The 25,980-nt window shown below is 69.9% G+C and carries 20 protein-coding genes and 2 pseudogenes; 10 read left to right on the forward strand and 12 right to left on the reverse strand.

The window, feature by feature from the left end:
* Nucleotides 1-97: 97 nt before the first annotated feature.
* The 6 genes and pseudogenes from ACODT5_RS06565 to ACODT5_RS06590 form a co-directional block, all read right to left on the reverse strand.
* Nucleotides 98-270: pseudogene (locus ACODT5_RS06565) on the reverse strand (IS5/IS1182 family transposase); the annotation flags it as partial.
* Nucleotides 271-477: 207 nt separating this feature from the next.
* Nucleotides 478-609 carry a hypothetical protein gene (locus ACODT5_RS06570; protein WP_422518239.1) on the reverse strand — a complete coding sequence of 44 codons (132 nt, stop codon included), beginning with the start codon at nt 607-609 and terminating at the stop codon, nt 478-480.
* A gap of 37 nt (nt 610-646) precedes the next feature.
* Nucleotides 647-1,354 (reverse strand): hypothetical protein, encoded by a 708-nt coding sequence (locus tag ACODT5_RS06575; protein ID WP_422518240.1) that lies wholly within the window; start codon nt 1,352-1,354, stop codon nt 647-649.
* Nucleotides 1,351-1,878 (reverse strand): SigE family RNA polymerase sigma factor, encoded by a 528-nt coding sequence (locus tag ACODT5_RS06580; protein WP_422518241.1) that lies wholly within the window; start codon nt 1,876-1,878, stop codon nt 1,351-1,353. The genes ACODT5_RS06575 and ACODT5_RS06580 overlap by 4 nt, the downstream gene beginning before the upstream one ends.
* Before the next feature lie 125 nt (nt 1,879-2,003).
* The gene (locus tag ACODT5_RS06585; RefSeq protein WP_422519571.1) at nt 2,004-3,035 is read right to left on the reverse strand and encodes a pectinesterase family protein; all 1,032 of its coding nucleotides are present in this window, start codon (nt 3,033-3,035) and stop codon (nt 2,004-2,006) included.
* Nucleotides 3,030-4,370 (reverse strand): annotated as a pseudogene (locus ACODT5_RS06590) (pectate lyase family protein); the annotation flags it as partial. The pseudogene ACODT5_RS06590 and the gene ACODT5_RS06585, both read right to left, overlap by 6 nt.
* Nucleotides 4,371-5,075: 705 nt before the next feature.
* On the opposite strand from ACODT5_RS06590, the gene ACODT5_RS06595 reads away from it, so the two are divergent.
* Nucleotides 5,076-6,539, forward strand: a complete 1,464-nt coding sequence (locus tag ACODT5_RS06595; protein ID WP_422518242.1) for a hypothetical protein — start codon at nt 5,076-5,078, stop codon at nt 6,537-6,539.
* Between the two features lie 194 nt (nt 6,540-6,733).
* Here ACODT5_RS06595 and ACODT5_RS06600 read toward each other — a convergent pair whose 3' ends face one another.
* Both ACODT5_RS06600 and ACODT5_RS06605 read right to left on the reverse strand, forming a co-directional pair.
* Nucleotides 6,734-7,852 (reverse strand): fatty acid desaturase family protein, encoded by a 1,119-nt coding sequence (locus ACODT5_RS06600; RefSeq protein ID WP_422518243.1) that lies wholly within the window; start codon nt 7,850-7,852, stop codon nt 6,734-6,736.
* A gap of 7 nt (nt 7,853-7,859) precedes the next feature.
* Nucleotides 7,860-8,915, reverse strand: a complete 1,056-nt coding sequence (locus ACODT5_RS06605) for a ferredoxin reductase (protein WP_422518244.1) — start codon at nt 8,913-8,915, stop codon at nt 7,860-7,862.
* Nucleotides 8,916-9,001: 86 nt separating this feature from the next.
* Here ACODT5_RS06605 and ACODT5_RS06610 point away from each other — a divergent pair, with 86 nt between their 5' ends.
* Nucleotides 9,002-10,132, forward strand: a complete 1,131-nt coding sequence (locus ACODT5_RS06610) for a PucR family transcriptional regulator (RefSeq protein ID WP_422518245.1) — start codon at nt 9,002-9,004, stop codon at nt 10,130-10,132.
* A gap of 93 nt (nt 10,133-10,225) precedes the next feature.
* Here the strand turns inward: ACODT5_RS06610 and ACODT5_RS06615 are convergent, their stop codons facing one another.
* From ACODT5_RS06615 to ACODT5_RS06625, 3 genes are all read right to left on the reverse strand, one after another.
* Entirely contained in the window at nt 10,226-13,126 is a 2,901-nt protein-coding gene (locus tag ACODT5_RS06615; protein ID WP_422518246.1) for an ATP-binding protein, read from the reverse strand.
* Between the two features lie 70 nt (nt 13,127-13,196).
* On the reverse strand, nt 13,197-14,600 hold the full coding sequence (locus ACODT5_RS06620; RefSeq protein ID WP_422518247.1) for a cytochrome P450: 1,404 nt from the start codon (nt 14,598-14,600) through the stop codon (nt 13,197-13,199).
* A 14-nt stretch (nt 14,601-14,614) separates the two neighbouring features.
* Complete coding sequence (locus ACODT5_RS06625; RefSeq protein ID WP_422518248.1) at nt 14,615-15,532, reverse strand: terpene synthase family protein; 918 nt, start codon at nt 15,530-15,532, stop codon at nt 14,615-14,617.
* Between the two features lie 557 nt (nt 15,533-16,089).
* On the opposite strand from ACODT5_RS06625, the gene ACODT5_RS06630 reads away from it, so the two are divergent.
* The 8 genes from ACODT5_RS06630 (at nt 16,090) to ACODT5_RS06665 (ending at nt 24,497) form a co-directional block, all read left to right on the forward strand.
* Nucleotides 16,090-16,560, forward strand: coding sequence for a hypothetical protein (locus tag ACODT5_RS06630; protein WP_422518249.1), 471 nt, complete (start codon nt 16,090-16,092; stop codon nt 16,558-16,560).
* Between the two features lie 134 nt (nt 16,561-16,694).
* Entirely contained in the window at nt 16,695-16,886 is a 192-nt protein-coding gene (locus ACODT5_RS06635; RefSeq protein WP_422519664.1) for a hypothetical protein, read from the forward strand.
* Nucleotides 16,887-17,376: 490 nt separating this feature from the next.
* Complete coding sequence (locus tag ACODT5_RS06640; RefSeq protein ID WP_422518250.1) at nt 17,377-17,499, forward strand: hypothetical protein; 123 nt, start codon at nt 17,377-17,379, stop codon at nt 17,497-17,499.
* A 179-nt stretch (nt 17,500-17,678) separates the two neighbouring features.
* Nucleotides 17,679-18,587: a hypothetical protein gene (locus ACODT5_RS06645; RefSeq protein WP_422518251.1), complete on the forward strand. Its 909-nt coding sequence runs from the start codon at nt 17,679-17,681 to the stop codon at nt 18,585-18,587.
* Between the two features lie 42 nt (nt 18,588-18,629).
* Entirely contained in the window at nt 18,630-19,595 is a 966-nt protein-coding gene (locus tag ACODT5_RS06650; RefSeq protein ID WP_422518252.1) for a serine/threonine-protein kinase, read from the forward strand.
* A gap of 3 nt (nt 19,596-19,598) precedes the next feature.
* Complete coding sequence (locus tag ACODT5_RS06655) at nt 19,599-20,654, forward strand: hypothetical protein (RefSeq protein ID WP_422518253.1); 1,056 nt, start codon at nt 19,599-19,601, stop codon at nt 20,652-20,654.
* Nucleotides 20,655-20,667: 13 nt separating this feature from the next.
* Entirely contained in the window at nt 20,668-23,706 is a 3,039-nt protein-coding gene (locus ACODT5_RS06660; protein ID WP_422518254.1) for a patatin-like phospholipase domain-containing protein, read from the forward strand.
* Nucleotides 23,707-24,026: 320 nt separating this feature from the next.
* Nucleotides 24,027-24,497 (forward strand): hypothetical protein, encoded by a 471-nt coding sequence (locus ACODT5_RS06665; RefSeq protein WP_422518255.1) that lies wholly within the window; start codon nt 24,027-24,029, stop codon nt 24,495-24,497.
* A gap of 84 nt (nt 24,498-24,581) precedes the next feature.
* On the opposite strand, the gene ACODT5_RS06670 is transcribed toward ACODT5_RS06665, so the two are convergent.
* On the reverse strand, nt 24,582-25,973 hold the full coding sequence (locus ACODT5_RS06670; protein WP_422518256.1) for a hypothetical protein: 1,392 nt from the start codon (nt 25,971-25,973) through the stop codon (nt 24,582-24,584).
* Nucleotides 25,974-25,980 lie beyond the last annotated feature (7 nt).

The raw sequence follows: 25,980 nt of genomic DNA on the forward strand, positions 1-25,980 counted from the left end.
AGCGGCTCCTCCCGCACTCAGTACGGTTGCGTTTCTGCCGCGGCTCAGCCTGCAATTCCGTACGAAACAGTTCCGCTCCCTATGAAATCCTGGTGCCAGACGCCACCAGCAGTGCCCGGTCCTCCAGCGGAAGGCTCCACGGCCGACCCTTGCGGGCCGCATCCGCACCCCGACGCCGCAGGACGGTTACGACTTGCCGAACTTGCGCGGGCGAAGCCCGGCGAACGGGGCTGTCCGAGACGGCTCCGACGCCGTGATCACACCGGCCACCTGGCGCGAGCCGAGGGGTTCGATCTCGACGGGATGTGGGGCTTCGGTGGGGAGCGACCCTGGAGTGACGTATCCACCTTGCTCGAACCACTCCTCGATCGCCCCGATGACGGTGGAGGCGAGCTCTCGCCCATTGAATGCGCTGCGCTCCTGCCCCGGCTCGAGGCGATCGTCGACCAGTGGCGGAATGAGGTCGGCGTCCCTCGGTCACACATCGATGCAGCCCAAGAGCTGACGGTCGTTCTGCGGCTCTGCATCGCGAAGGACGTCGAACTTCTCTTCCTCTGATGTCCGCGAAGCCGGGCAAGTCCTCAAGGTCGGCACGATCAGCTTGCGCACGCCTCCGGCGGTGGTCCTCCCACGGTCACGGGGTGGCCTACGCGAAGCCACCCCACACGGCGGCTCCGTGTTCTGCGGCCCCGCCAGTGGCGTCGATCCGGTACGTGTCGTCCTTCGCATCGCGTCCGCCGGCGGCGTGGTCGTACTGGCCGGCGAAGACGTGCTCGCCGGTCGGGACCGTCCTGCCGGGTTTCAGGGTCCACCGGTAGACGAGGAAGCCGCCCTCCGCGCGGGCGGAGACGTCGAAGTCCGCGGCGGGGCGGGTCCGCCAGTTCCCGGTGTCCCTCACCCCCTCGGTGAGAGCGATGCGCAGCTCGACGACGAGCGCGGTGAGCGGCTTCCCCGCCTTGAGGGTGACGTTGCTCTGTGCCCAGTAGGCGTTGCTGTGGGGGTCGACCGAGCCGTCGGCCCACAGCGGGCCGTCCTCCGTCCGGCTGCCTACAGCCGTCGGCGGCGCCACGCGGCCGGTGGCGGACGGGGCAGCGGCCGTCGGGTTCTGCGGCGCGTCCGGCGTGTGCACGGCGGCGACCACCGTCAGGGCGCTCACCGCCAGGGTCCCGGCGGTGGCCAGGGCCGCGAGGGCGGTCTTCGGCCAGGTCAGGGCGCGGGTGCGGCCGCGGTCCCGCGGCCGAAGGGCGACGCCGGGACGGGCCGTGCCGCGCTCGATCCGGGCCAGCATGCGGGCCCGGTCGGGCAAGTGGGCTTCGGCGCTCTCGCGCAGCAGACCGCGCAGCTCGTCGGTCACCGGCTTCCCCTTCCCACCAGCTCGTCGGCGGCCCGGGCACCGAGCAGCCGCTGCAGTTCCGCCGTCCCCTTCGAGGTCTGGCTCTTCACCGTACCGACCGATATCCCTAGCGCCGCCGCGGTGTCCTTCTCCGAGAGGTCGAAGGCGTACCGCAGCACCACACAGGCCCGTTTGCGGAACGGCAACCGGCCCAGCGCGGCCCGCACGTCCATGACGGCGGCCAAGTCCGGCCCGTCGGTGCGCTCCGGGCGGTGGGACCAGAACAGCAGGATGCGCCGCCGCTCGCGCACCGTGCTCCGGATCCGGCTGCGGGCGAGGTTGGCGACGACTCCGCGGGCGTAGGCGACCGCGCAGTCGGCGCCGCGTGCCCTGTCCCAGTGGCGCCAGAGCGCGACCATCGCGTCCGCGGCGAGGTCGTCGGCGGCGTCCGCCTCTCCGGTCAGCAGGTATGCCAGGCGGGAGAGTTCGGCGTGGTGGCGTTCGAAGAACGCGTGGAACTCCGCGGCCGCCTGGTCTTCGGTCATGGCCTCGGTACGGCCTCTCGGTGCGGCGGGGGCGATCTCAGGCGAGTACCGGAGAGTAGCAGTCCGTTCGAGTGCCCGTTCGGGCGCTTCCGCCCGCCCGGGCCCGCTCAGCACGGTGGCGCCCATCAGCCCGTCGGGTTCCAGCCGTCGGTACCGGCCAGGTAGGCGCGGGCGGTGTGGGTTGCCGCCTGGTCCGGGCCGAGCTGGGGCCGGTTGGCTCCGGTGCCGGCGCCGGGGCCCGTGTTGGCGTACTCGGCGAACCGGGCCGCCTTCCAGGAGAAGCCCCCCATGTCGGTCCACGGCCCCTCGGTCTTGACGGCCGCGGGCAGACTCGTGTTGCGGATGACCAGCTGGCCGACCGCGCTCGCGCCGGGGTGCCAGGGCCGGCCGAGGTAGTAGGTCCGGGGCTGGGCGGGGCTGCTGATCGTGCTGTCGGTGATGAGGATCCCGTACGGCTTGGCCGAGTCGGTGTTCGGTGCGGCGAGGTAGCCGTTGTGGCCGCCGGCCGCGGCGCCCCGGTCGCGCAAGGTGATGTTGACGTGGTCGTAGACGGCGGTGGCGTTGCCGAAGACGAAGTCGACGTCGCCCGCGACGAAGCAGTGTCGGAAGTACTGGCGGTACTGGCCGGTGGCCGAGGGAGCCCAGTTCAGGACGGTGTCCTGGTGCCCGATGAACCGCGAGTTGAGGTACCGCTGGCGGTCGCCGGACGCGTTGAGCGCCACCGCCTGGGTGTCCTTGACGCTCGGGTGCGCCGACCTCTGCCAGGTGTTCTCGACCGTGACACCGGTGACGGTGATGTCGTTCGCCGAGAAGGTCGCGGTGGCGCTGCCCGCGGTTCCGTACGTACCGCCTCCGGGCTTGGGTGTGCCGGAGGCGTTGCCGTAGGTGATGACGACGTCCTCTGCGTTGCCGGTGGCGCCCTTGAGGGTCAGCCCGTGCTTGGAGGCGGGGACGTTCACCGTCTCCCGGTAGGTGCCGCGTGCCACGAGGACGGTGTCGCCCGCGGTGGCGGCGTCGACGGCGGCCTGTACGGAACGGTGGGCGGCGGAGCCGTCGGCGGCGACCGTCAGCGTACGGCCGCCGGCGGGACGGGACGGGGCGGGAACGGACGGGGCAGGAGCGGACGGGGTGGGCCCCTTGCCTCCGGTCTCGGTCAGGACCCCCGCGCCCGCCTGCGCCGCGAGCTTCTTCGGCAGTCCGGCGGCGGGTTCCAGACCGGCGGTGAGGGTGGGCTTCCAGGCGACGGTGGTCTTGATCTTCTTCCCGGGGTTGGCGGCGTTGTAGGCGGCGACCAGGTCCACGGGGACGCCGCCGACGAGGTTGCCGCTGCCCGCGACGGCTCCGGTGCCGTCCCCGCTGAGCAGTTGGGAGGCCTTCCGGTCCGAGGAGAGCTTCCAGTGGTTGTTCTGCGCGACGACCTGGGCGCCGGCACGGGAGTTGACGCTGTAGCTGTGCCGGTAGCCCTCCGAGGCCGTGGTGTCGTAGTAGTTGTCGTACAGGTGGATCCGGCCCACCCGGGCGAGCGGGGCGCGCTGGACCACCCCCTGGAAGACGTTGTGGTGGAGCGTCACCCGGAGTTTGGTGTCCTGGTCGCTGCTGCCGATCAGCATCGTCTTGTCGTGGTTGCCGAACCTGTTGTACCCGACGGTGACCAGGTCGGAGGCGTTGGTGATGTCGAGGGCGCCGTCGTGGACCTGGTAGTGGCGGCCGAAGCGGACCGGCTCGGCGGAGTCCGGGTGCGGGAGGTCGGAGAAGCTGTTGTGGTCGACCCAGACGTGGGTGGCGCCGCGCAGGCTGACGGCGTCGTAGGCGGAGTTCCAGTTGCCGGTGGAACCGTCGGTCGGATCCCACTGCGGGAAGCAGTCCCGGACGTCGGTGAGCGACAGGTTGCGGATGATCACGTTGTCGGCGTTCTTCACCACCAGGCTGCCGCCGGTGATGCCCGCTCCGGTGCCGGGCACGCCGATGACGGTGGTCCGCGCCGGGACCGTGAAGACCATGCGGGCGGCCTGCCTGGCCTGAGCCGCCCTGCGGGCGTTCTCCTGGGCGCCGGACGGCAGTTTGGCACGGCCCCAGACCGCGGGATCGTAGGCCTTGAGGTAGGAGCCGATCGAGTAGCCGGTGCCCGCGGCGTAGTCGGTGCAGCTTTGCGGCTTCCCGCTGTCGTCGGTGTTCGCGTCGATCAGACCCTTGACCCGGATGATCCGCGGGGCGGCGGCCGGGCCTGCGGCCAGGGCTTTCGCCAGTTCGGCGCGGGTGGAGACGGTGAAGACGTGGGCCGCGTCCGCGGTCCGGCCGCCCGTGGTGCCCGAGCCGCTCGCGGCCCAGCCGTCCCGGGCGGGCAGCACGCCGTGGGCGAGGTCGGCGGGCGCCACGGCATCGGCCTTCACAACCAGCGGCACAGCACCGAGACCGGCGGCGACCAGGGCGGCCACTCCGGCCAGGGCAAGCCTTCGGCGTCCGGTGGGGCGGCGGTGGGGGGAAGCAAGCATGGGCGGTGGCTCCTTGGAGTGAGGTGCGCTGTTCACCCATCAGTTGCCGCCGGACCTCGAAAGGTTGCCGGGCACCCGCCGGAAATATCCTGCAGGTCGTGGTGCGTTGTCCCTCGCTGTGTTCCGTAGTCGGGCCGTACGACCGCCGTTGGCCGTCTAGGCCGTTACTGACCGGGCGCGGGCCCGCTACGGTCCTGGCACCATCCGGCCGGCCATCCGGCCTGTCGGCCTGGCAAGACCCGTCCGACCACCTTGACCAAAGACATAGGGCCCCGGATGCGCCGCCCACATCCGGAAGGGTGACGCCCGACAGCCCGACGCAGTGTCCACCTCGGACGTGAGGTGGACTCCTCCCCCTCCCCCCGTCTGTTGCCCCGATGCTGCGGGAGCGTGAACTGCGTGAACAAGCCGTGGCCGGCAGCCACGGAAAGATCCGGATCGCACGGGTACCGGCTAGCGTCCCTGTCAGAGCCGTTCCGAGGAACAACCGCCACCCGGAAACAAGGGCCGAGCCGCACCATCGGCTCCCGCCGCGTCGGCCGACACCACCGCGTCGGCCGACATCACCGCGCCTGCCGACCCCGCAGCGCCCCGCAGCGCCTTGCACAGCCAGGGTGTCCGCCGGCGCCGGCCCCTCGCAGCACACCTCATTGTCCGCAGCGCCTCTCAGCTGCTCCCTCCCCCTCCACGTTCCGAGGACCCCTGATGCCGTTCTCCCTGCCCACGGGCGGGCGCCTTGCCGTGCTCGCCTTCTCCCTCGCCGTGGCCCTCAGCGCCGCGGGCCTCAGCGGAACACCCGCCTCCGCCGCCGACCCGGCATCCCCGTACGGCCCGCAGCCGCCGCAGAACCCGGTCACCGCAGCCAACGGCACCGCGACCATGCACGGCGACAGCGCCTCCAGTGGCACCACGCCTTACCCGGGTCCCGGAACGAACGGCATCAACTACTCCCGCACGGCGCTGGCTTCGGCCTGCCCCACCGTGGTCATAGGCAGCGACGGCTACGTGCTCGCCCTCTGCACCAGCATCTTCGGCCAGACGCCGACCGTCCACCTCCTCGACCCCACCACCGGCGCCGACCTCGCCTCGCTCGCCCTGCCCAAGGGCAGTCTCTTCGGCGGCGTCTACGCCTACCTCGACAACGGCGACCGCCTGGTCGTCGTAGACGGCAACAACAACCTCCTCCGCATCGGCCACCACCGCGCCGGATCCGGCTGGACGCTCCGGATCGACCAGTCCACCCCCCTCGGCAACGCCGTCCCCGCCGGCGACAACATCGTCGGCCTGACCCCCGCCTGGGACGGCAGGATCTGGTTCGCCACGAGCGGCGGCGTCATCGGTACCGTCGACACGGGCACCGGGGCGGTGCGCAGCATCAGCACCGGCGAGGGCGTCCAGAACAGCATCTCCACCGTCCCCGGCCGCACGGCCGTCGCCACCGACCACGCCCTCTACATCCTGTCGGCCGCCCCCGACGGCACCCCGACCGTGGACTGGCGGGCCCCCTACGACCGGGGTCCGGCCCGCAAGCCCGGCCAGCTCAGCTGGGGCACCGGCACCACGCCGAGCTTCTTCGGACCGGGCAACGGCACCGAGTACGTCACCATCGTCGACAACGCCGCCCCGCACGCGAACCTGCTCGTCTACCGGGCGGCCGGCGGACCCGACCCGGTCTGCCGGATCCCCGTGCTCACCCAGCACGCCCGCAGCGGCACCGAGGACGCCGTCATCGCCTCAGGTCGCAGCGTCTTCGTCACCAACACCTACGGCTACCCCTACCCGGCCCTGCCCGAGGGCGCCCCGGCGAGCCAGCCCTCCTCCGCGGACTTCGACGACGGTCTCAGCCGGATCGACGTCAACGCCCAGGGGACCGGCTGCGACGTGGTGTGGAACAGCCCGCTGAAGTCCGCCGCGCTGCCCCGGCTCTCCCTGGCCGACGGGAAGATCTACACCGTCTCCGTGAGCGGCCCGACCGGCAGCGCCGGCCTGAACACCTTCGCCCAGTACCACCACTCCGTCGTCGACCCGGCCACCGGCGCGCAGCTCACCAGCTCCTACCTGGGCATCGGACTGGTCTACAACCCGCTCCAGATGCGCGGAACCGCCGCCCCGGACGGCACCCTCTACCAGGGCACCGCCACGGGAGTGGTCCGGATCTCCAAGCGCTGACCTGGACGCGTTGCGCGTGCCGATGCGCGACGGCACGGATTCCCGGCCCCAGCCCGAAGTTTACGAGGGCTGGGGCCGAGGAGTCGGCCGCGTCGACCTGATCCAGGAGGACCAAAGGATCTGAACCCGTGGATCTGAACCCGTGGATCTGCACCCGTGGATCTGCACCCGTGGATCTGCACCCGTGCCGGGAATCAGGCCGCGACGAGCTCCTGCTCGCGGTCCGGCGTCTTGACCTTGGGCTTCTTGTTCGGCAGCGAGAGCCGGAAGACCTTGTGCCACGCGGAGAACACCTGCTTGGGCAGCGGGCCGGTGACGTACTCCAGCTCGTACTTCTCGAACAGCGCGCGCACCTTCACCGCGACCTCGGCGTACCGGTTGCTCGGCAGGTCCGGGAAGAGGTGGTGTTCGATCTGGTGCGACAGGTTGCCGGTCATGAAGTGCATGGCCTTGCTGCCGCTGATGTTCGCCGAGCCCAGCATCTGGCGCAGGTACCACTGGCCGCGCGTCTCGCCCTTGATCGACCGGCGCTCGAAGACCTGTACGCCCTCGGGGAAGTGCCCGCACATGATCACCGAGTGGGTCCAGATGTTGCGGACCAGGTTCGCGGTGAACGTGGCGGCGAGCGTGGGGAGGAACGACGGGCCCGACAGCAGCGGGTGGATCACGTAGTCCTTGAGCACCTGCTTGCGGATCTTGCGGCCCACGGCCTTGGCCCGCGCGCGGAACTCCGGGTTCTTGCGGCGGCGCTTGTGCAGGTTCTTGCCGAGCTCCAGGTCGTACGCTGCGATGCCGTACTCGAAGAAGCAGGCGTTGAGGAAGTTCCACAGCGGCTGGCCGAGGTGGAACGGGTGCCACCTCTGGTCCTCGTCGACGCGCATGATGCCGTAGCCGAGGTCGTTGTCCTTGCCGATCACGTTGGTGTACGTGTGGTGCAGCTCGTTGTGCGAGTGCTTCCACTGCTCGGACGGCGAGACGTGATCCCACTCCCAGGTGGTGGAGTGGATCTTCGGGTCCCGCATCCAGTCCCACTGGCCGTGCAGGATGTTGTGGCCGATCTCCATGTTGTCCATGATCTTCGCCACGGACAGACCGGCAGTGCCGATCAGCCACGCGGGCGGGAAGATCGAGAACAGCAGCACGCCCCTGCTGACCAGCTCGAGCTTGCGCTGCGCCGAGATGACCTTGCGGATGTAGGCGGCGTCCTTCTCGCCGCGGCCGGCGATCACCTCGTCGCGGATCGCGTCCAGCTCGCGCCCGAGCTCCTCGATCTGCTCCGCGGTCAGGTGGGCGGTGGGGTCGATGGCGGTCAAGGTGCTCCTACCGTTCGATGTCGCAAGGGCCCGCCGCGGCGGACACGCAGGTCTGGATGAGGACGCCCGGCTCGGCCTCGGTGATCTCGCCGGTGCGCAGGTCGCGGACGGCGCCCGCCTTGAGCGGCGTGACGCAGCCGAAGCAGATGCCCATGCGGCAACCGGAGGGCATGAGCACGCCGGCCTCCTCGCCGACGTCCAGCAACGGCGTGGCGCCGTCCGCGTCGACGGTCTTGCCGGTGGCGCTGAACGTGACCTCGCCGCCGTCGCCGGCGACGACGATGCGGGGGCGGAAGCGTTCGGTGTGCAGGCGCTCCTGCATGCCGTGCCCGGTCCAGTGCTCTTCGGCGGCGTCGAGCAGGCCCGCGGGCCCGCAGGCCCAGGTCTCGCGCTCGGCCCAGTCGGGCACGAGTTCGGCGAGGCGGGCGATGTCGAGCATGCCGTCCGTGTCGGTGTGCAGCTCGGTGAGACGCAGCTTCTTGTCGGCGACCAGGTCGTGCAGCTCGTTGCGGAAGATCACGTCTTGCGGCTGTGGCGCGGAGTGGACCATGACGACGTCGTCGATCTCGATGTCGCGCAGCATTCCCATCACGGGCGTGATGCCGCTGCCGGCCGTCAGGTAGAGCACCTTGGCGGGCTTGGCCTGTGGCAGCACGAAGTCACCGGTCGGCTGGTCGAGGTGGATCAGCGTGCCCGGTTTCGCCCTGCGGACCAGGTGGTTGCTGACCTTGCCGTCCGGGATCGCCTTCACGGTGATCGTGACGCGGCCGTCCTGGCGGTTCGTCGGCGAGGTGAGCGAGTAGGCACGCCACAGGCGCACCCCGTCGACGTCGACCCCGATCCGCACGTACTGACCGGCCGTGTGGCCGCGCCAGCCCCGTCCCGGCCTGATCACGATGGTCGCGGCGTCACCCGTCTCGGGGTGCACGGCCTCGATGCGCCCACGCAGGTCGGCGCCCGCCCGCAGCGGGCTGACCAGGTCGAGGTAGTCCGACGGCAGCAGCGGCGTCGTGACCATCTCCAGCAGTTTCCAGGCCCTGCTGCGGAGGGCTGTGCTCGTCATGACTCCAGCTTGCTGTGCCTCAGGGCGTAAAGTCCTGACCGCAGGACGTAAATCTGGTCGGCTGAATTGTTCGCAGGGAACAAAAAGTGAGTCATGCAAGCAGGAGGGCCAGCGAGCTGGCCCTGGACGAGACGACGGTCACCGCACTTCGGGCCGCGCTGAAGAACACCGCCGACGAGGTCGTCGAGGCGATCATCGACGAGGTCCATCCCTACGCCAACGCCCTTTCGGGCCGCATGGGCGCCACCATCCGCCGATCCGTCCGCACCGCCCTGGGGCACTACCTGGACCTCGCGACCGGGAACGCGACGGGCGGCGACGCCGGTGACGCGGCCTACGAGCTGGGCCGCGGCGAGGTGCGCGACGGCCGTTCGATGGACGCCCTGCTCAGCGCCTATCGCGTCGGCGCCCGCGTGGCCTGGCGATGCCTGGCAGCGGGTGCCGTACCCGCAGGTCTGCCCGCGGCCGAGGTCGCCAAGTTCGCCGAGCTGACCTTCGCCTACATCGACGAGCTCTCCGCCGCGAGCGCCGCGGGCCATGCCGACGAACTGGCCGCCCGGGGCAGGGCCCACGAGCGCCACCTGGAGCACCTGGCCCGCGATCTCCTCGCCGGCGCGAGCACGGACGTGCTGCTCGCCTCGGTTCGACGGGCCGGGTGGCAGCCTCCGGTTTCGCTGACCGCGGTCCTGCTGCCCGCCGCCCAGGCCCGGCCCGTCTACCGCGCGCTCGACCCGAGCACCCTCGTCCTCGATGATCTGCCGGACGGCACCGGCGTGCTGCTCGTACCCGATGCCGACCGATCGCATCTCTTGCGGCAGCTGACCGACCGCACCGCCGTGGTCGGCCCGGCCCGGCCGTGGACGCGTGCGTCCGCCTCGTACGCACGAGCCGTACGCGCGCGCTCCCTCTCCCCTGATATTCGCGACACCGAGGACCACCTGCCCGAGCTCGTGCTGAGCGCTGACGCGGACGCGTTCGCAGACCTGCGTGCCCGAGCCCTCGCACCGCTCTGGACCTTGCCGGTCACGACCTCACGGCGGCTGGAGGAGACGTTGCGGGCGTGGCTGCTGCACCAGGGCAGGCGCGACGAGGTGGCGGCGGCCTTGTTCGTCCATCCCCAGACGGTCCGGTACCGGATGTCGCAGCTGCGGGAGCTGTTCCCGGACCTCGCATCGCCCCAGCGGGTCCTTGAACTGACGCTGGCGGTCGGTCTCTGAACGCGGCAGAGCCGTGCTGACCAGAGACGCAGCGGGGCGCACCTGAGCCAACGCCGGCGCCGGCCCGGGCTCCCCTCCGGGCCGGCCGGGCGATCAGGCTCCGAGGGCCCGGTGCAGTCCGAGCCGGTCGGTGCCCAGTTTCGTGAAGACCGCGGACAACAGCTCGGACACCGCTTGGGCGTTGGTGTGCATCGCCGCGGCAATCGCCCTGTTGTCCATCCCCGCCGAGGCGTGGCGGGCAGCCGTGAGCTCGGCGACGGTCAAGGTGTCCTGCTCGGAGGTGTGCAGAGGGCGAGGCCGCAGACCTGCCGAGGCCAGCTGGGTCCTGGCCCGGCTCACGAGCCCGTCGGCGCCGCAGTCGGCGGCCAACTCCATGCCCCGGTAGGTCTGTTGCGCCGCCTGGTGCGGGTCGCCGATGGCGTGCAGGGCCATGCCGTGGTCGATGAGCGCGTGCGCGAGTTCGCAGGCGGCCGGAGACTGTTCGAGGTGCTCCACCGCCTCCTGCAGCAGGCCCGCCGCCTGGGACGGGTCCGCGGCCGCGGCCGCGACGCGCAGGGCGTGTCCGATCACGCTGGACGTCCCGAACGCGCGGGCCCGTGCGACCGCTTCGGCCGCCGTGGCCCGTGCCTGCTCGGGCGCGTGCGTTGCCTGCGCGAGCGCCAGGTCCAGCTGCCAGGGGCTCCACGAGGGATTGCGCGTTCCGCGCAGATCCAGGCGCCGGCCGGCTGCGGTGAGGTGGTGCTCCGCCTCCTCGATCCTGCCCTGGGCCAGGAGCAGTTTGCCCCACACGGCCTGCGGATCGGGATAGACCACGGCCTGGGGGAAGCCGTCCGCCAGCTTGTAGGCCTTGGCGATGCGCTGGGCCTCGGCGGTGTTCCCCCGGGCGAGCAGGGTCTCGATGAGGGTACCGATCGCGTACCACTGCGCCGGGATCCCGGTGCCGACGCGGTCGGCGATCTGCAGGCCGTTGCGTACGAAGTCCTCGGCCTCGGCGAGCTGCCCGCGCCGGTAGCGGACGTAGCCGAGCAGGGTGTAGACGAACGACAGGTGCGCGCCGCGCCAGCCCTTCCCCTCGAACTCGACGATCGCGGTGTTGAAGAGGTCCTCGGCCCGGCCGGGCTGGTCGCAGTACATGAGCGTGACCGCGAGGACGGCGGGCACCTCGAAGCCGAAGTCCTGGTCGGTCCAGCTCATGCCCCCGTCGAGCGCCTGTTCCGCGTACTCCAGGGCGGTGGAGGCGGACTCGCCGCGCATCGCGGCGTCCCAGGCCCGCAGACCGAGGATGTGCCGCTCGGGCAGACCCCGGCCGGTGAGCCGCTTGGCGAACTGGGCGAGGAGCCGGGAGCGGGCGGGCGAGTTCTCCTCGTCGAACCGGACAGCGTTCCATTTGAACTGCTCGGCCTGCATGCGCAGCCGCGTACGGGAGCTCGTGGCACGCCGGGCCTCCTCCGCGAGGAGCCCTGCCGCCAGACCCAGCTGACCCGTGTGGCCGAGCGCCTGGGCGAGCCGGTACGTGATCGCCTCGCGCAGGGCCTGGTCGGTCTTGGGCTCCTCCAGCGCGGCCCTGAGCTGGTTGATCGTCGTCGCGGGCTCGTGCAGGAGGTTGGCGGATCCGAGTTCGAACAGGACCTCGGCGCGGTCCTCCACCTCCGGGGGCTCGCGCAGGGCACGTGCCAGGTAGCGGCGCGCGGCGTCAGGAGCGCCCGCGGAGAAGCTCTCGCGCGCGGCCTGGCGCAGCTGCTGTACGACCCACGGGTCGCCCTCGGGGTGCATCTCCAGCAGGTGGCGGGCGGCGGCCGCGGAACCCTGCCCGTCGTCGATCACGGCCTGGGCGGCCATCCCGTGCATGGCTACGCGTACACCGGGCGGGATCGAGCGGTACACGGCGGTGGCGATGAGCGGGTGGAAGAACTCCACGACCTCCTTGCGCCGTACGCCCGTGAGGACGGTCAGGATGCGTGCGGCCCGCAACCGGTCGATGGCCTCGGCGGCCTGCGCCTCACCGAGGGCGGCCACGCCACCGACGATGCCGAGGGGGACCGCGGTGCCGAGCACGGCGGCGGCCCACGCGAGCCGGACGGTGGACGGGCCGAGCTGTTCGAGCCGGTCGATCAGGCCGCTGCCCTTGACCGCGGAAGCCAGGTCGCGCAGTTGGGGGATGTTGCCCTGGTACGGCTTCAACCCCCGGTCGCGGCCCTTCATGACCAGCTCGACCACCTCGAAGGGGTTTCCGCCGGTGATCGCCCAGCATTCGCGGCAGAACACGTTGTCCGCGTTCTCACCGAGGGCGTCGCGCACGATGCGCGCGACGGCGCTCGTGGTCAGGGGAGCCAGCTCGTGCGGGCGCGTCCCCTGGCGTCCCATGAGGGCGCGCAGCGCGCCGGCGTCGGCGGGGATCTCGTCGGGCCGGCAGGCCACCATGATCAGCATGGCCAGTTCCTCCGCGCGCGCCGCGAAGGAGGTGAGCCAGCTCAGGGACTCCGCGTCCGCCCAGTGCGCGTCGTCGACGATCAGCACGACGGGGGCGTTGCGCACCGCCAGATGCGTGACCACCCAGTCGAGTCCGTCGCGCACGCCCTGCGGGTCGGGCCCCGTCGGACCCTTCGGGGCGGCGGTCAGCCCGAGCGCGGGGGCGATGATGCCGTACCAGTTGCCGAGCGCGTCGCGCCGTTCGTCCTCGCTCATGGCGGCGAGGGCCGGCTGGATGAGCTGGCGCATCACGTGGAACGGAACCTGCCGCTCCTGCTCGCCGCCGCGCGCGAAGAGCACGGTGCAGGAGCGGTCGGCGGCGTGGCGGCGAGCCTCGTTCAGCAGGGTGGTCTTGCCTATGCCGGCCGATCCGGCGAAGGTCAGGACACCCCCGCTGCGGTTGGCCGAGCCATTGGCCGAGATCCCGCAGAGTGCGTCCACCGCGCGTTGGATCGCGAGGACTTCCGCCTTCCGCTCCAGCAGGGGCTGAGTGTTCCAGCTTCTCGGTTCCGCGACCTGCGACATCCTTTGCCCCCTCCAGACACGTGCGGCAGAGTGTACGGGCCGGAGGAGGAGTTGATGCTCTTTCAGCACACTATTGCGGTTTCTCATCACTCGTACGAGAAGAGTGATGTACCTTCCGCGCCACGGGAATCATCGGCAGTTCGCTGGGCTGCGGGATCCCTGCGGGAAGTTCACGCACGGTGATGCCCGGGGCGGGCTTCAGGTGCCATCGCGAGGCGACGGTTGCCACCGCGGTCAGGATCTCCGCCACGGCGAAGGAATCGCCGATGCACTTGTGCTGGCCGGCCCCGAACGGGACGTAACTGTGAGTACGGGACCGCTCCTTCGCCCCCTTTTGCCAGCGGTCCGGGTCGAAGACGCCGGGGTCGGGGAAAAGCACGGGGTCCCGGTGCAACGCGTACGGACTGTAGGCCAGTTCCGCGCCGGCCGGGATCGAGATTCCGCCGAGGGTGAGGGGGGCCAGGGCCCTGCGGGTGAAGAGCAAGGGGGAATGCAGGCGCAGGGCTTCCTGGAAGACGTCGTGCGTGTAGGTCAGCGCGGGTATGTCTTCGGGACGCACGGGCCGGGACCCCACCACCGAGTCGACTTCGGCGTGGACGCGCGCCTCCACCTCGGGGTGCCGGCCGATCTCGTGGAAGATCCAGGACAGGGTGGTCGCAGAGGTCTCGGTGCCGGCGAGCATGATGGCGATGACCTCGTCCCGCACCTGCTCGGCATCCATCGTCGAGCCCGTCTCGGAGTCCACGCCCGCCAGCAGCAAGGAGAGCAGGTCGTGGCGGTCGCCCCGCCCGGCCGGCTCCTCGGCGCGGTACTGCTCGATCACCTCGTCGATGGTCCGGCGCAGCCGGGCGGCTGCGCCGTCGAACCGCCGGTTGTACGGAATGGGCAGCCGGTCGAGCGACTTGGGCATGACCGCCCGCACGAGCATGCCCTCCAGGACGATGGGAAGCGAGCGGTGCACCTCGTCGACGGCGGGCCGGCTCAGGTCCCCCGAGAAGATCATCTCGGCGACCGAGGACATCGCGTACCCGCGCGCCTCCGTGACCATGGAGATCTCGCGGCCGGCCGTCCACGACGCGGACATCACCTCCGCCTGCCGGCACATCACCTCGGCGTACTCGGCGATGTGGTTGCGGTGGAAGGCGGGTTGCATCATCCGGCGCTGCTTGCGATGAAAGTCGCCGTCGGTGGTCACGATCCCGTTGCCGAACACCGGGCGGAGCCTGTCGAAGATCCTTCCCCGGCCGAACTGCTGTGCCTGCTGGACCAGTACGGAGTGGACGTGCTCCGGGCTCGTCAGCACGTGGACGGGCCAGGTGCCGATGTCGATCCGCACGATGTCGCCGTGTTCCCGGAGCGACTCCAGGAACGCGATCGGCCCGCGCCACAGTTGCAGCGCGTGGCCCAGGAGCGGTAACCGCCCTGGGGCGACGGGAGCATGGACCTCGGGACCGGAATGCGCTTCAGCTGCCATGAACTGACTTCCCGTCACGCCGCGGAGATGAGATCCGGGCGGGTGTACGCAGACTCCAGTCCGGCCGCGAACCGTTCGTCGCTGTACCGCGTGCACTCGTAACGCTGCCACAGATCGGCGCCGATCATCCAGTCCTCGTAACTGCGCACGCAGCGGGTGACCGCGTCGACCAGCGACGGTTCCGTCCCGGGGAGCGCATTGACGGCCTGAATCAGACGTTCTTCTTCGGTCAGGTACTGCTCGATGCGCTCCTGAATGCGCCCCTCGACCGCCCGGACGGCGTCGGGGAGGGAGCACCTCTCCCAGAAGGAGACGAGGGAGACGAGGTTGTTGGTGTCCCCACAGGCCTGCTCCTTCGGCAGGGAGAACACGTCGTTGCCCCATGAGATGACGTCGAGCACGCTCGCGGTGAGAGCTTGGAACTCGGGGAGGTCGTGGACGTTCTGCGGGAGGTCGATCCCGAGCCCGGCCTCCACCATGTCCATCATCGGAAGGATCTGGGAGCTGTGGCGGCGCATGAGGACGTACTCCTGGACCCCCGGGCGCCTCGCGGCGGCGCGGTTGCCCGCCTCCTGGTCCAAGGAGTGGAGCATGAGGGGGACACGGGTGCGGTACCGGGCCGCGGTCCCCTCTGACATGCCGGCCAGGATCCGGTCGCACAGGTCGACGAATCCCGTCACCAACGGATTTCGGCCCGCTGCCGACCTCTCGATCCGCCCCGTTCGCAGATAGCCGGTGATCGCATCGGTGATGGGCCGCCAGGCCGCGACCTCTCCCGCCCTGATGAGGTGGTCGTGCTGGTCGTCCAGGACGAACGACCAGGCCATCCACTCGGCGAGCAAGAGGACCCGCTCGTAGGGGACGTCACCGCTCACCCGGCCGGCCAGGTGGCCCACGCCGATGCCCGAGAACTGCTCGGCTGCGGCGGTCACGAGCTCGTGTTGCAACACCCACGAGGTCGCCTCGGCGTTCGCCCGGGCGGCCCCGGGATGCTTGGAGTTTCCGAACGGAAGGTGGAAATCGGGGACGGAAAAAGAACTGAGCTGGGCCATTGATCCCCCACGGAAGAATCGGTTTCGTCAATACCCGCTCACTACACGACCACGCTGTACACCCGCGACCCAAACACCCCTCTACTGCGACACCGCCACGGCCACACCAGGTGACGGGCGGAATGAACCGGTCACGGAGTGGCCTGATCCAGCCTGGCTGCGACCACATCAGGCCACCTGTGAACTCATTTACCCTCAAGACGCAGCACGCTGTCAACGTTGGGAGAGTGAACGCGGTTAATCCATCCCGGAATTGCCGAAATTGCATTCCTTGCGAATGTGCAATTGGCATAGTCGATTGCGTTCGGGGGTGCCTGGGGCCCGCGGCGCCGCAGAGCAGACAGCCGGGGCCGGCCGGGTGGCCGAAGAGCGCCGCCGGAGCGCGGGCCTCGGCCTACACTGCGCAGGGCAACGGCCGTTGGGGGAAGGGCGGAAGCATGACCGAGAACCATCCGCCGGACCCTGGAAGGCCTGGAGCGCAGGTGGATCCCGGTGGGTCGGGAGGCGGCGAGGAGGCCGACGTCCTCGGCTCCCATCTGGAGTTCTTACGGACGCGGTTGAGCGGGGAGCAGTTCGAGGCACTCGTCCGAGCCGTCCAGACCACTTGCACGCTCCTGGCCGAGGAACAGCCGGTCCTCCTGGGAGGGCCGCAGGACGGCGAGCTCACCCCCGACCTCCGGGGAGAGTACCTGTCCCTCATGGCAGTGATGATCACTGGACACCTCGACCACCACCTGGTCGAGTTCAGGACCTTCGACGGCGGCAAGGGCTGGGCGGTCGTGGAGAACGTCCGCACCCGCAACCGACACCCGGGCGCACCCCCGGCCGCTCGCGACGCGGCGCGACACCCGTGGATCGACGGCCGCCTCGACGACACCGCCCGCGCGACCGACTCCCCAACTCTCTGACGGGACCGCCGGAAGAGACAGCCTGCGGCAGGCGAGAGTGGCCGTGTCGCGGCCGAGTGGTGGTGGTACACACTCAGGTGGGGTTGATTGTGATGGCACGCCACATATACCGGTGACCTGCGGACTTCTACGTTGTGGCCACACCCGACGTCCCCGCAGACACCCTGGAAGTGGTGCACATGGTCTCCCCCGGAACCGTCCCGAGTCCTCCATCCGGAATCCGGCGGATCGTCGCCGCCAGTCTCATCGGGACCACCATCGAGTGGTACGACAACTCATCCGGTCAGAGCTACCACCTGCGGCTTTCTCGCGCGCAGCACGTCTGAACCAGCACCGAACCAGCACGGGATCCGAAGCAGGCCGCGCGCCCTTCGCCCCGACACCACAACGACACCTCCACCAAGGACATCACCAAGGCCGCCCTGTCACGCTCGGTCAGCTCATGGCCCGGGAGAAGAACAGGATTCTGGTGCCCGTGCCCACGTCGATCGGCTTGGCTTGGCTGCTGCTGCAGCAGAGCTGAGACGCTTCGACGATGGCACCGTTGGACCGTGGAGCGGACGGTGGCCTGGCTGGCCGTGTGCCGCCGCCTGCACCGTCGCTCCGAGCGCAAGGCGGAACGCTTGCCGGCCTTCGCCGGGATCGCCGCGGCGCTCATTTGCTTCCGGCACCTCTCGAGACAGTCGTGAGGCCGCGCGCGACGGCTACGGAACGTTCCATGCGGCGATGCACCGCGGCCAGGTGGCGTTGAGTAAGCCTCGGCGCGAGCGCCTTGGCGGCTGCCTCGCCCGCGCCAGAGAGCGGACTGTAGGGGCCGTGCATCCCGAAGGTTGCGCCTACGACGGCGGCGGCGAGAAGAACACGGATCGAGGCAGCCGCTCGGGCCGCACCGAGATGCGGTGCGGCCATGGGCAGCGCACGATGAACGAGGATGCCTGAGCACGAGCGTGGAACAAGCTCGGTTGCGGCGGCCGCCCGGCACCGTGGGGGCCGGCTGCACGTAAGGGCGTCCTCCTTCAGATTCGCGCACGGCGGCGCGGGGAATTCCGGCATGCCCTGATAGCCGGCCGCACGCCCTGGTGCCGTATGCGCCCAAGTGCGAGGAAATGGGGAGAACCATGAGGAAATCCCTGGTGGCCGCACTTGCCACTGCAACGTCCGCGACGGCCGTCCTGCTGGCCGGTCCGGTGACATCCGCGACCGCTGCTTCGCCGTACTGCAACGAGACGACGCCGAGTACCTCGATCCTGTTCTACAAGGCCGGCAGCGGCGAAGCCGGCACCGGCACCCTCTCCGCCGGCCGTTGGCAGTACAAGTCGGCATTCAACCTCGCGGCCGGCTACACGCACGCCGCAGCCAGCCGCGACTCACTGGTGCTGTACAACAAGAACACGGGGGCCGGGGAGGTAGGCACCTTCAAGGGCGGTAACTATGCCCGCACCCAGACCTTCAACAACTTCTCCACGGGCTGGACCTTCGTTGAGGCGTCCGGCGACTCCGTGATCTTCTACAACGGGAACACCGGCCACGGCGTCACAGGCACCCTCAAGAACGGCGTCTACCGACAGGTGCGCGTGTACGACAACTTCAGCAAGGGCTGGGGGACCATGGCAGCATCGTGCGACACGTTGGTCTCGGCGGCCAGGCACGGGTCGGGCGACTTCCCTTGGAGCAACGTGGGCTACGGGACCCTCACGGGTGGCGTCTACACGGACACGGGCAGCATCCCGCGAGACGATTTCCTGGGGGAGTTGACCGCGACCAAGGACTCCGTGCTGTCTTGGGCGAGGGCCGGCGGCGAACTCGAGTTCCGCGTGTCCAAGGCGACCGACGGCTCGGGCATCGACTTCCGCAAGATAGGCACCTCCGGCATCTGGGACAAGGTGGGCCGGACCTCGGACAGCCTGTTCTTCTACAAGAACGACGGGACCGCTTGGACCTCGACGCTCGTCAACGGCAACTACGCCAACGTCGGCTCGCTCGCCCAGGTCTCCTCGGGCTGGACGCTCATCGAGGGCGGTGTGTGACCACCAGGACTCGGCAAGTGGCGTGAAGGTGGTGGCTGATCGATGGAGGCACACCGAGGGTTCCCGGAAGGCAGAGAGATCGCGGGCTACCGGCTGGAGCACGAGATCGGCCGTGGGGCAATGTCCGTCGTCTACCGCGCCACGGACCTGCGACTGGACCGTACGGTCGCGCTCAAGCTGATCGCCCCCGAGCGCAGCCGTGACGACGCCTTCCGACGCCGCGTCGCTCACGCATCGCGGGGTGCCGCGTCGATCGACAACCCGCACATCCTGCCGATCTTCGAAGTCGGTGAGACCGGCGTCCTGTACATCGCCATGCTGTACGTCCCCGGTCCGGACCTGCGGACCCGGCTGGACCGGGACGGCCCCCTGCCCGTCCCGACCGCACTGCGCATCGCCTCTCAAGTGGCATCCGCACTCGACGCGGCCCATGCGCACGATCTGGTCCACGGCGACGTCAAGCCCGACAACATCCTGGTCGCCGAGGGCACCGACGGCGACCACGCCGAGCACGTCTACCTCACAGACTTCGGACTGACGCTGGCGCTCACCGTGTTCACCACCGCGGGCGAGTTCGTCGGCACGCTCGACTACACGGCACCGGAACGGATCTCAGGGGGCACGGTCGACGGCAGGTGCGACCTCTACAGCCTCGCCTGTGTCGTCTACGAAACCCTCGCCGGCGGGCCGCCATTCGAGCGCGACAGCGACATGGCGCTGCTGTGGGCACACACGTACGATCCGCCCCCAGCCCTCTCCGAGAGGCGTCCGGAGGTCGCGCCCGGTGTCGATGCCGTGATGGCAAAGGCGCTGGCCAAGCGTCCTGAGGATCGTTACGCCTCGTGCCTGGAGTTCGTTGCCGAGTTGCGCTCTGCCGAGTCGCCCTCTGCCGCGCCGATGCCATGCCTGCCTCCGCCGCCCCCCGGGGCGGCCTCGCCCCCGCCTGATGGGTCAAACGAGAGCACGCCGCCCGGACCACCCTTCGATGACGATGACGATGAGTGGTGACACATGGGTGACATCGCCAAGAGCGCTCTGGGTGGCGCTTGGACCGTGCTGGTGGGATGGCTCCTGCCGACCGCGTTGAACGTGTGCCTCTTCGTCGTGGCCGTCTGGCCGAGCCTGGGGCGCGGCTGGTCCGCGAAGTTGTGGTCTGCGGGTGTCACGCCACTGTCCGTCGGAGTGCTGAGCGTCTCGGTCCTCCTCGGGCTGACCCTCAGCGCCCTCCAGAACCCTCTCTACCGTGTGCTTGAGGGGTACGCCCTATGGCCGAGCGCGTTCGCCGCGTACGGGTGCGCTCGCCGGCGCCAGGCCAAGCAGGATCTGCAGGACCGGCTCACGCTGATGCGGCTGGAGCGCGAGGAGCGGGAGAACCGGCTGGCAGGGGATGACGTCGTCCGGTTGACCGCCCTGCGCGCCCACCCGCGGATCGAACGGGCCGCCCGCAAGGACCGGCGGCGCACCGCCGTACAGCGAGCGCTGCTCCGTGAACGGCTCGCCCGCTACCCGGTCACCCCCGAGCAGTTGGCACCGACGAAGCTCGGGAATGCGATCCGGCGGCTTGAGGAGTACGGCTACGACCGATTCCGCCTCGACACCCAGGTGATGTGGAACGAACTGACCGGGAACGCGCCGGAGCAGGTCCGCCGGCAGGTCGATCTCGCACGCGCGAACGTCGACTTCTTCGTTGCCCTTGTCTTCGGCCACTGCGCCGTCGTCCTCTGTGCGGCGGCAGCCCTGACCACCGCTCACCCCGATGTCCCGCTGCTGCTCATGGCCATCGTGCTGCCGGGCGTCCTGATTCCGGTGTGGTACCGCGCGGCCGTGTCGGCAACCGACGAATGGGCTGCGGCCGTGAGAGCGCTCGTGAACTCGGGACGCAAACCGCTCGCCGAATCCCTCGGCCTCGTCCTTCCGGGCGAGCTGGCCGACGAGCGCCGGATGTGGGCCCTGGTCTCCAAGATGTCGCGGTTGCCGTACCACGAACGCGCCGCGGAACTTGACTCCTTTCGAGCAAAACCGCCCGAGAGCACCGCCACAAATGACGTCCGGACGGGATCCGGTTGACTACTCTGCGTGCATGCCGAATGCTCCGACGCAGTCGAGGCTGCGAGAGATTCCGGGCTGGGCGGTGGGGCTGTGTCTGTTCGGGCTCACCGCAGGTCTCTGCATGATGATCTGGTACACGGTGGATCCGCCGTTCCTTGACAAGCCCTCGGGGAAGGGTGAACTGCTCCTGCAGTTCGCGACGACGGCCGAAGGGGCCCGCGCCATCGTGAACGGCGTCGAAGGCGGGGACGGCCGCACGCTGTTCCAGAACGGCCTCGTCCTCGACTGGCGCATGTTCGTTCCCGGCTACGCGGCGGCCCTGGCCGGGGCCTTCGGGCTCGGGCACCTCTTCCTCTACCGGGAGTCCACCCGGCTGTGGGCCCGGCGCGCCCTCGCCCTCACCCCCGTGCCGGTGGTTGCGGACTGCGTGGAGAACCTCTTCCTCTGGAGGGCTCTGAACCGGCTCGCCGCCGACCCGGTACCGGACCTGACGCGTGCGGCCTATTTCGCCCAGGTCAAATGGGCGCTCGTCGTCCCGCTGGTGGCGGCGGCCATCCTGATCGTCGTCACCCTCTACTGCCGCCGGGTTCTGGACCCCTCCTTCGTGCGGAGTGCGCTGGAGGACCGCCCCCGTCCCGTCGTGGCCCACGCCCACAGGCTCACGGACGGCACGGAGAGCCAGTGGAGCGACCCGGACGTGATCATCCCGCCCGCCGCGCCCCACGACTGGGAGCCCCGGCCCGAGTGGACCGCCCCCGACCCGCTGCAACCACACCGGGCCGAGGCCCGGACCCCGAAGGACAGCGCGGTGACCCGCTGGCGCACCCGCGCGTACCAGCCTCCCGGTCGCCACCCCGCGGAGCTCGGCTTCTGTGTCTCCGGCGGCGGCATCCGCTCGGCCTCGGTCACCCTCGGAGCGTTGCAGGCACTGCGCGGTCAACTGCTCGAGGCGAGGTATCTGGTGTCGGTGTCCGGCGGCGGGTACACCGCCGGGGCCTTCCAGCTGGCCCTGACCGATGCCCGGCTCCGGGCCCTGGACGGGAGCCCTTCAGTGCGGCCGGGGCTGGCGAATCCCGCGGACGTGTTCGCGCCGGGCAGCCCGGAGGAGGACCACATCCGCCGGCACGCGAAGTACCTGGCGGACGCGCCCAAGGAGAAGCTGCACGCCGCCGGGGCGGTGCTGCGTGGGATGGCCGTCTCCTTCGGCATGCTGGCGCTGGTCTTCGCCGTGGCAGGTCAGTTCCTGCATCAGCTCTACTCACACCTTCCACTGATCGCACTCCGCCCCCTCGCGGCGGAAGCGGAGGGGTTCGACTCGTCCCTTGACCTGTACCCGAACGCCTGGCAACCCGTCCTCGTCCTGTTCGGCCTGGCCGGCCTGGTGTCCGTCGGGTACGCCTTCGCGCGGGCCGGCAGCGACAAGTCCCGCCCCGCATGGCTGCGCAGCACGGTGAACACACTCACCGGCCTCGCGCTGGCGGTCGCCGCGTACTCGGTCGTCCTTCCTTCGGTGATCTGGTTCTTCTCCTCTCTGGCCCACAAGGCCGGCAAGGCCGGGTACTGGGACGACAGCGGGGCGGGAGTGGCCTTGCTCGGCGCGATCACCGCGGCGGCGACCGCCGCGGGTACGTGGTTCACCGCGGTCCACAAAACGGTGAAGAGGCTGAAGCCGGACGGTGAGCAGGCAGGTCCGTTCGCCAGGGGCGGCACGTCCCTCGTCACGCAGGTCGGCAGCAGCTGGGTGAAAGCCCTGGTGTGCTGGCTGGTTCTGCTCCTGGTCGCGTTCTTCGGCCTCGCCCTCATGTCCTGGGCCGCCGTCTACGCAGGCAGCTGGCACACGGGGTGGCAGTGGGGGGTGCCGATCGCCCTGATCGTGCTGACACTCGTCATCGACCAGACCACATTCAGCCTGCACCCCTTCTACCGACAACGGTTGGCCGGTGCCTTCGCCGTGCGCCGCGCGGTACTGAAGGACGGCTCGGTCGGCGCCCTGCCGTACGACTACAACAACGAGCCGACCCTGCTGAACCCCTACGCACAGCGGGTGGAGGGCTTCCCCCAGGTCATCTTCGCCGCCTCCGCGGCCGTCTCCCTGCGCAACCGCACCGCGCCCGGCCGGCCCGCCGTCCCCTTCACCTTCGCATCCGACTACTGCGGCGGACCCGACACCGGCTGGGTCCGCACCGGCACTCTGCAGAAGACCGCCCCGGCGCTGATCGGGCGCGACCTGACCGTACAGTCCGCCGTCGCCGTGTCCGGAGCGGCCTTCGCCTCCGCGATGGGCTCCCAGACGATGTTCATGGAGCGGCTGCTCGCGCTGTCCAACATTCGGCTCGGCACCTGGGTGCCCAACCCCCTGTACCTCGCGGAACTGGCGACGTACGGGCCCAACCGGATCATGCCGCGGCTGCCGCGGGTACGGCGACTGCGGTACCAGCTCCAGGAGCTGGTGGGCCGGTACTCGGACACCACTCCCCTGCTGCTGTGCACCGACGGCGGGCACTTCGACAATCTCGGCCTGGTAGAGATGCTCCGGCTCCGCTGCCGGACCATCTATGTCATCGACGCTTCGGGGGACTCGCCGCCGCTGGCGACCACCCTCGCGCAGGCGATCACACTCGCCTACGAGGACCTCGGAGTGACGATCACCTTCGATGACGAGGGCCAGGATCTGCTGAACCTGGTTCCCGGCAGCGCGAAACCGCTCGCGCCCGAGGTGCCGATGGCCTCCCTGAACGGCCGGTTCTCCGCCACCTGCGTGGTGCGCGGCACGATCGAGTACCCGGAACCTGTCCAGTTCTCGCCCGACGCACCGGCCGTCGCGTTGGGGACGATCATCTTCGTGAAGGCCAGTCTGACCCCCGACATGCCGTACGAGCTGCTCAGTTACGCCCTCCGGGAGAAGGCTTTCCCCCGCCAGGCCACCTTCGACCAGTGGTTCGACCACGCCCAGTTCGACGCCTACCGGGCGCTCGGACACCACCTCGGCACCAAGGCCGCGGAGGTGGGCCGCGCTCACGCGGCGAAGTGCGGTGTCAAGCGCCGCGGGTCCGGAGGCGCTCAGCGGTAGCGGCTGGAGCGGCTGGAGCGGCTGGAGCGGCGAAGTTCACCCGTTCGGAATATGCTTGAACCATTGTCTCCCGGGGAGTGCGGACGTTCCGCCAGGCAGCAGAGCGCGGACGCCGCCGACATCAAGGGTCTCGGTGCGGCGACGTGATCGATGCCTCTGCCGGACCCTCACCGCCCGGTCCCGTGACTGACTAGGGATCCGTCGTCCAGGCCTGCAACCGCGGCGCGCTGACCAGCTCTTCCCGTACGCGGCGGTCTCCGCGGGCCTACCAGAATCACGCCCGTAGGACTGATGGTTCCGAACCGCCCTAAGGAGCAGTCATGCACACGTTCCGACGCTCGGCCTCTGGCTGGGCGCGCCGCTCCGCAGTAACCGCAACAGCGCTGGCCGTGGTCGGCCTCGGCGTCACACCGACGGCGACGGCCGACGCGGCACCCGTCGGCCTGCCCGCCCAGGGCCTGTCGACGACTCCGGCCGCTCTGGACAAGGCGCCTGGCGACCTCTACCTGTTCCAGTACACCTACCGAGGCCATCTCAAGGTCGGTGGTGGCAACTTCACCCTCGGCGGCAAGGTCTACGTGGTCGTCAAGTACAACACGGGCAAGATCAGGTACCACAGCACCGTGACCGCCAAGACGAACTCCGGCATCCCCGGCGGGGCCGTCTATCTGGAGACGAACATCACCGCTCCCTGCGCCCCCGGGAACAACGGCTACGCCCGCGCCTACGACCACAGCACCGAGACCTGGTCACCGAGACTGCCGGTGGCCATCTGCCAACGGATCGACTGAGGTTGACGGCCCGGTACCACGAGGGCTTCCCAGGACTGTCCGGGACGGTCACCGTCCCGGACAGGTCCGTTTCTCAAGGTCCCGTCACCCTTCCCCGTGCCAGTACTCGTCGTGAGTGCGGTGGGCCTCGGTCAGACCGTCGTGGAAGTACCGCTCGTAGTAGGCGTTCTCGAGGTGATGGGCCTGCAGCCACACGCCCGGTACGTGGATCGTGTCGCAGTGGGCGGGAAACCGCCCGTGCGTCTCGTAGATGTAGGTGCAGATGTCCCGCGTACACGCGATGACGTCGGCGGAGTAGTCGCTGGCCTCGTGCAGGTATTGCCTTCCGAAGTCCCCCCGGTAGATGCGCGCGAACAACCCCTCGTCGGAGTAGATGCCCGCCGGCCCGAACTTCCCCGCCACGACGGCGTCCACCGCCTCGCCCATGGTGCCGTAGTTGGGCGGGCACATCGCCTTGATGAGGTGTTCACCGTTGTGCCGCAGGCCCACGGCGGTCGCCCTCAGGTCTGCGTAGCGCGGAAGCGGCACCTGCCAGCGCAGGAGGTCCGCCGGTCTCCACCGCGGGACGGTCCAGTCGAAGCCGAGCATGGGACCGTAGGCGGGACGGAACTTCGGGTCGCCCAGCATGATCGACGGGGCGATCGAAGCGTGGATCCAGGCTCCGAGACCCATGGCGTCGGCAGTGAGCATGAGGTTCTGGAGCAGCAGGTCGGCCTCGATCTGCGTCCGCATGGCCCAGATGAATCCCAGGGGCAGCTTGATGTCTTCGTTCAGGAACCCCGACTTCACCCATGTGCGCACGCCCGCCGAGCGGTAGAGGTTCCGGTCGTCGACGATCGCCGGCCGTGCCCCCTCGGGCTGGGTCAGCAGGTACATCAGCCCGTTGATGTATTGCCGTGACAGGTCCACCACAGGGAAGAGGAGGGTGGTGCCCGGGAGGTTCGAGAGGAACCGGTTCGAGTCGAGGTAGGCGGGGAAGTCCCGTTTCCCTTCCGGTACGTCGATGCGGTGGTCGAGGAGCCGCACCTTCGCCTCGGCGGCGCGCGAGCACAGGGTTTCCGGGTCGAGCGCCGACGCCCCTCCGTCGGATGCAGGGGGCAGGTTGCGCAGGAAGTAGGTGCCGGTGTCGTTGATCAGGAAGAAGTGCGTGCCTTGGGCGTTGTCGGGGCTGCCCGCGGTCCGGCCGGCCATGTTGAGGTTCGGCTTGGCCATGATGGGCTTGCCGTCGCGGGGGTCGGCGAAAGGACGGTCCGGCATGGTGAGGCCGGAGCAGCCCGTGATGGCGATGAGGACGGCCTCTTCGAGCTCTGTCAGCGGGGCTCGTGGTGCGGTGGAGGCCCAGCTCATCGAACCGGCCTCGACCGAGCTGCCGCGGCTGACCCGGTGGGTGCGGCGACGCCAGATCGACGCGAGCAGCGGGCGGTTCACGAGGGCCTCGAACCCGGCACGGCTGTGGCTGTTCATCGGGTCGTTCATACCGCTG

Source organism: Streptomyces tatrensis (assembly GCF_049310065.1).
GTDB lineage: Bacteria > Actinomycetota > Actinomycetes > Streptomycetales > Streptomycetaceae > Streptomyces.

What these genes read in the sequence shown, in the direction of transcription:
- ACODT5_RS06620 (WP_422518247.1), bottom strand. Translation starts at nt 14,600, where the DNA reads ATGGCAGCTGAAGCGCATTCCGGTCCCGAGGTCCATGCTCCCGTCGCC.
- ACODT5_RS06595 (WP_422518242.1), top strand. Translation starts at nt 5,076, where the DNA reads ATGCCGTTCTCCCTGCCCACGGGCGGGCGCCTTGCCGTGCTCGCCTTC.
- ACODT5_RS06660 (WP_422518254.1), top strand. Translation starts at nt 20,668, where the DNA reads ATGCCGAATGCTCCGACGCAGTCGAGGCTGCGAGAGATTCCGGGCTGG.
- ACODT5_RS06615 (WP_422518246.1), bottom strand. Translation starts at nt 13,126, where the DNA reads ATGTCGCAGGTCGCGGAACCGAGAAGCTGGAACACTCAGCCCCTGCTG.
- ACODT5_RS06630 (WP_422518249.1), top strand. Translation starts at nt 16,090, where the DNA reads ATGACCGAGAACCATCCGCCGGACCCTGGAAGGCCTGGAGCGCAGGTG.
- ACODT5_RS06665 (WP_422518255.1), top strand. Translation starts at nt 24,027, where the DNA reads ATGCACACGTTCCGACGCTCGGCCTCTGGCTGGGCGCGCCGCTCCGCA.
- ACODT5_RS06670 (WP_422518256.1), bottom strand. Translation starts at nt 25,973, where the DNA reads ATGAACGACCCGATGAACAGCCACAGCCGTGCCGGGTTCGAGGCCCTC.
- ACODT5_RS06645 (WP_422518251.1), top strand. Translation starts at nt 17,679, where the DNA reads ATGAGGAAATCCCTGGTGGCCGCACTTGCCACTGCAACGTCCGCGACG.
- ACODT5_RS06580 (WP_422518241.1), bottom strand. Translation starts at nt 1,878, where the DNA reads ATGACCGAAGACCAGGCGGCCGCGGAGTTCCACGCGTTCTTCGAACGC.
- ACODT5_RS06655 (WP_422518253.1), top strand. Translation starts at nt 19,599, where the DNA reads ATGGGTGACATCGCCAAGAGCGCTCTGGGTGGCGCTTGGACCGTGCTG.
- ACODT5_RS06605 (WP_422518244.1), bottom strand. Translation starts at nt 8,915, where the DNA reads ATGACGAGCACAGCCCTCCGCAGCAGGGCCTGGAAACTGCTGGAGATG.
- ACODT5_RS06650 (WP_422518252.1), top strand. Translation starts at nt 18,630, where the DNA reads ATGGAGGCACACCGAGGGTTCCCGGAAGGCAGAGAGATCGCGGGCTAC.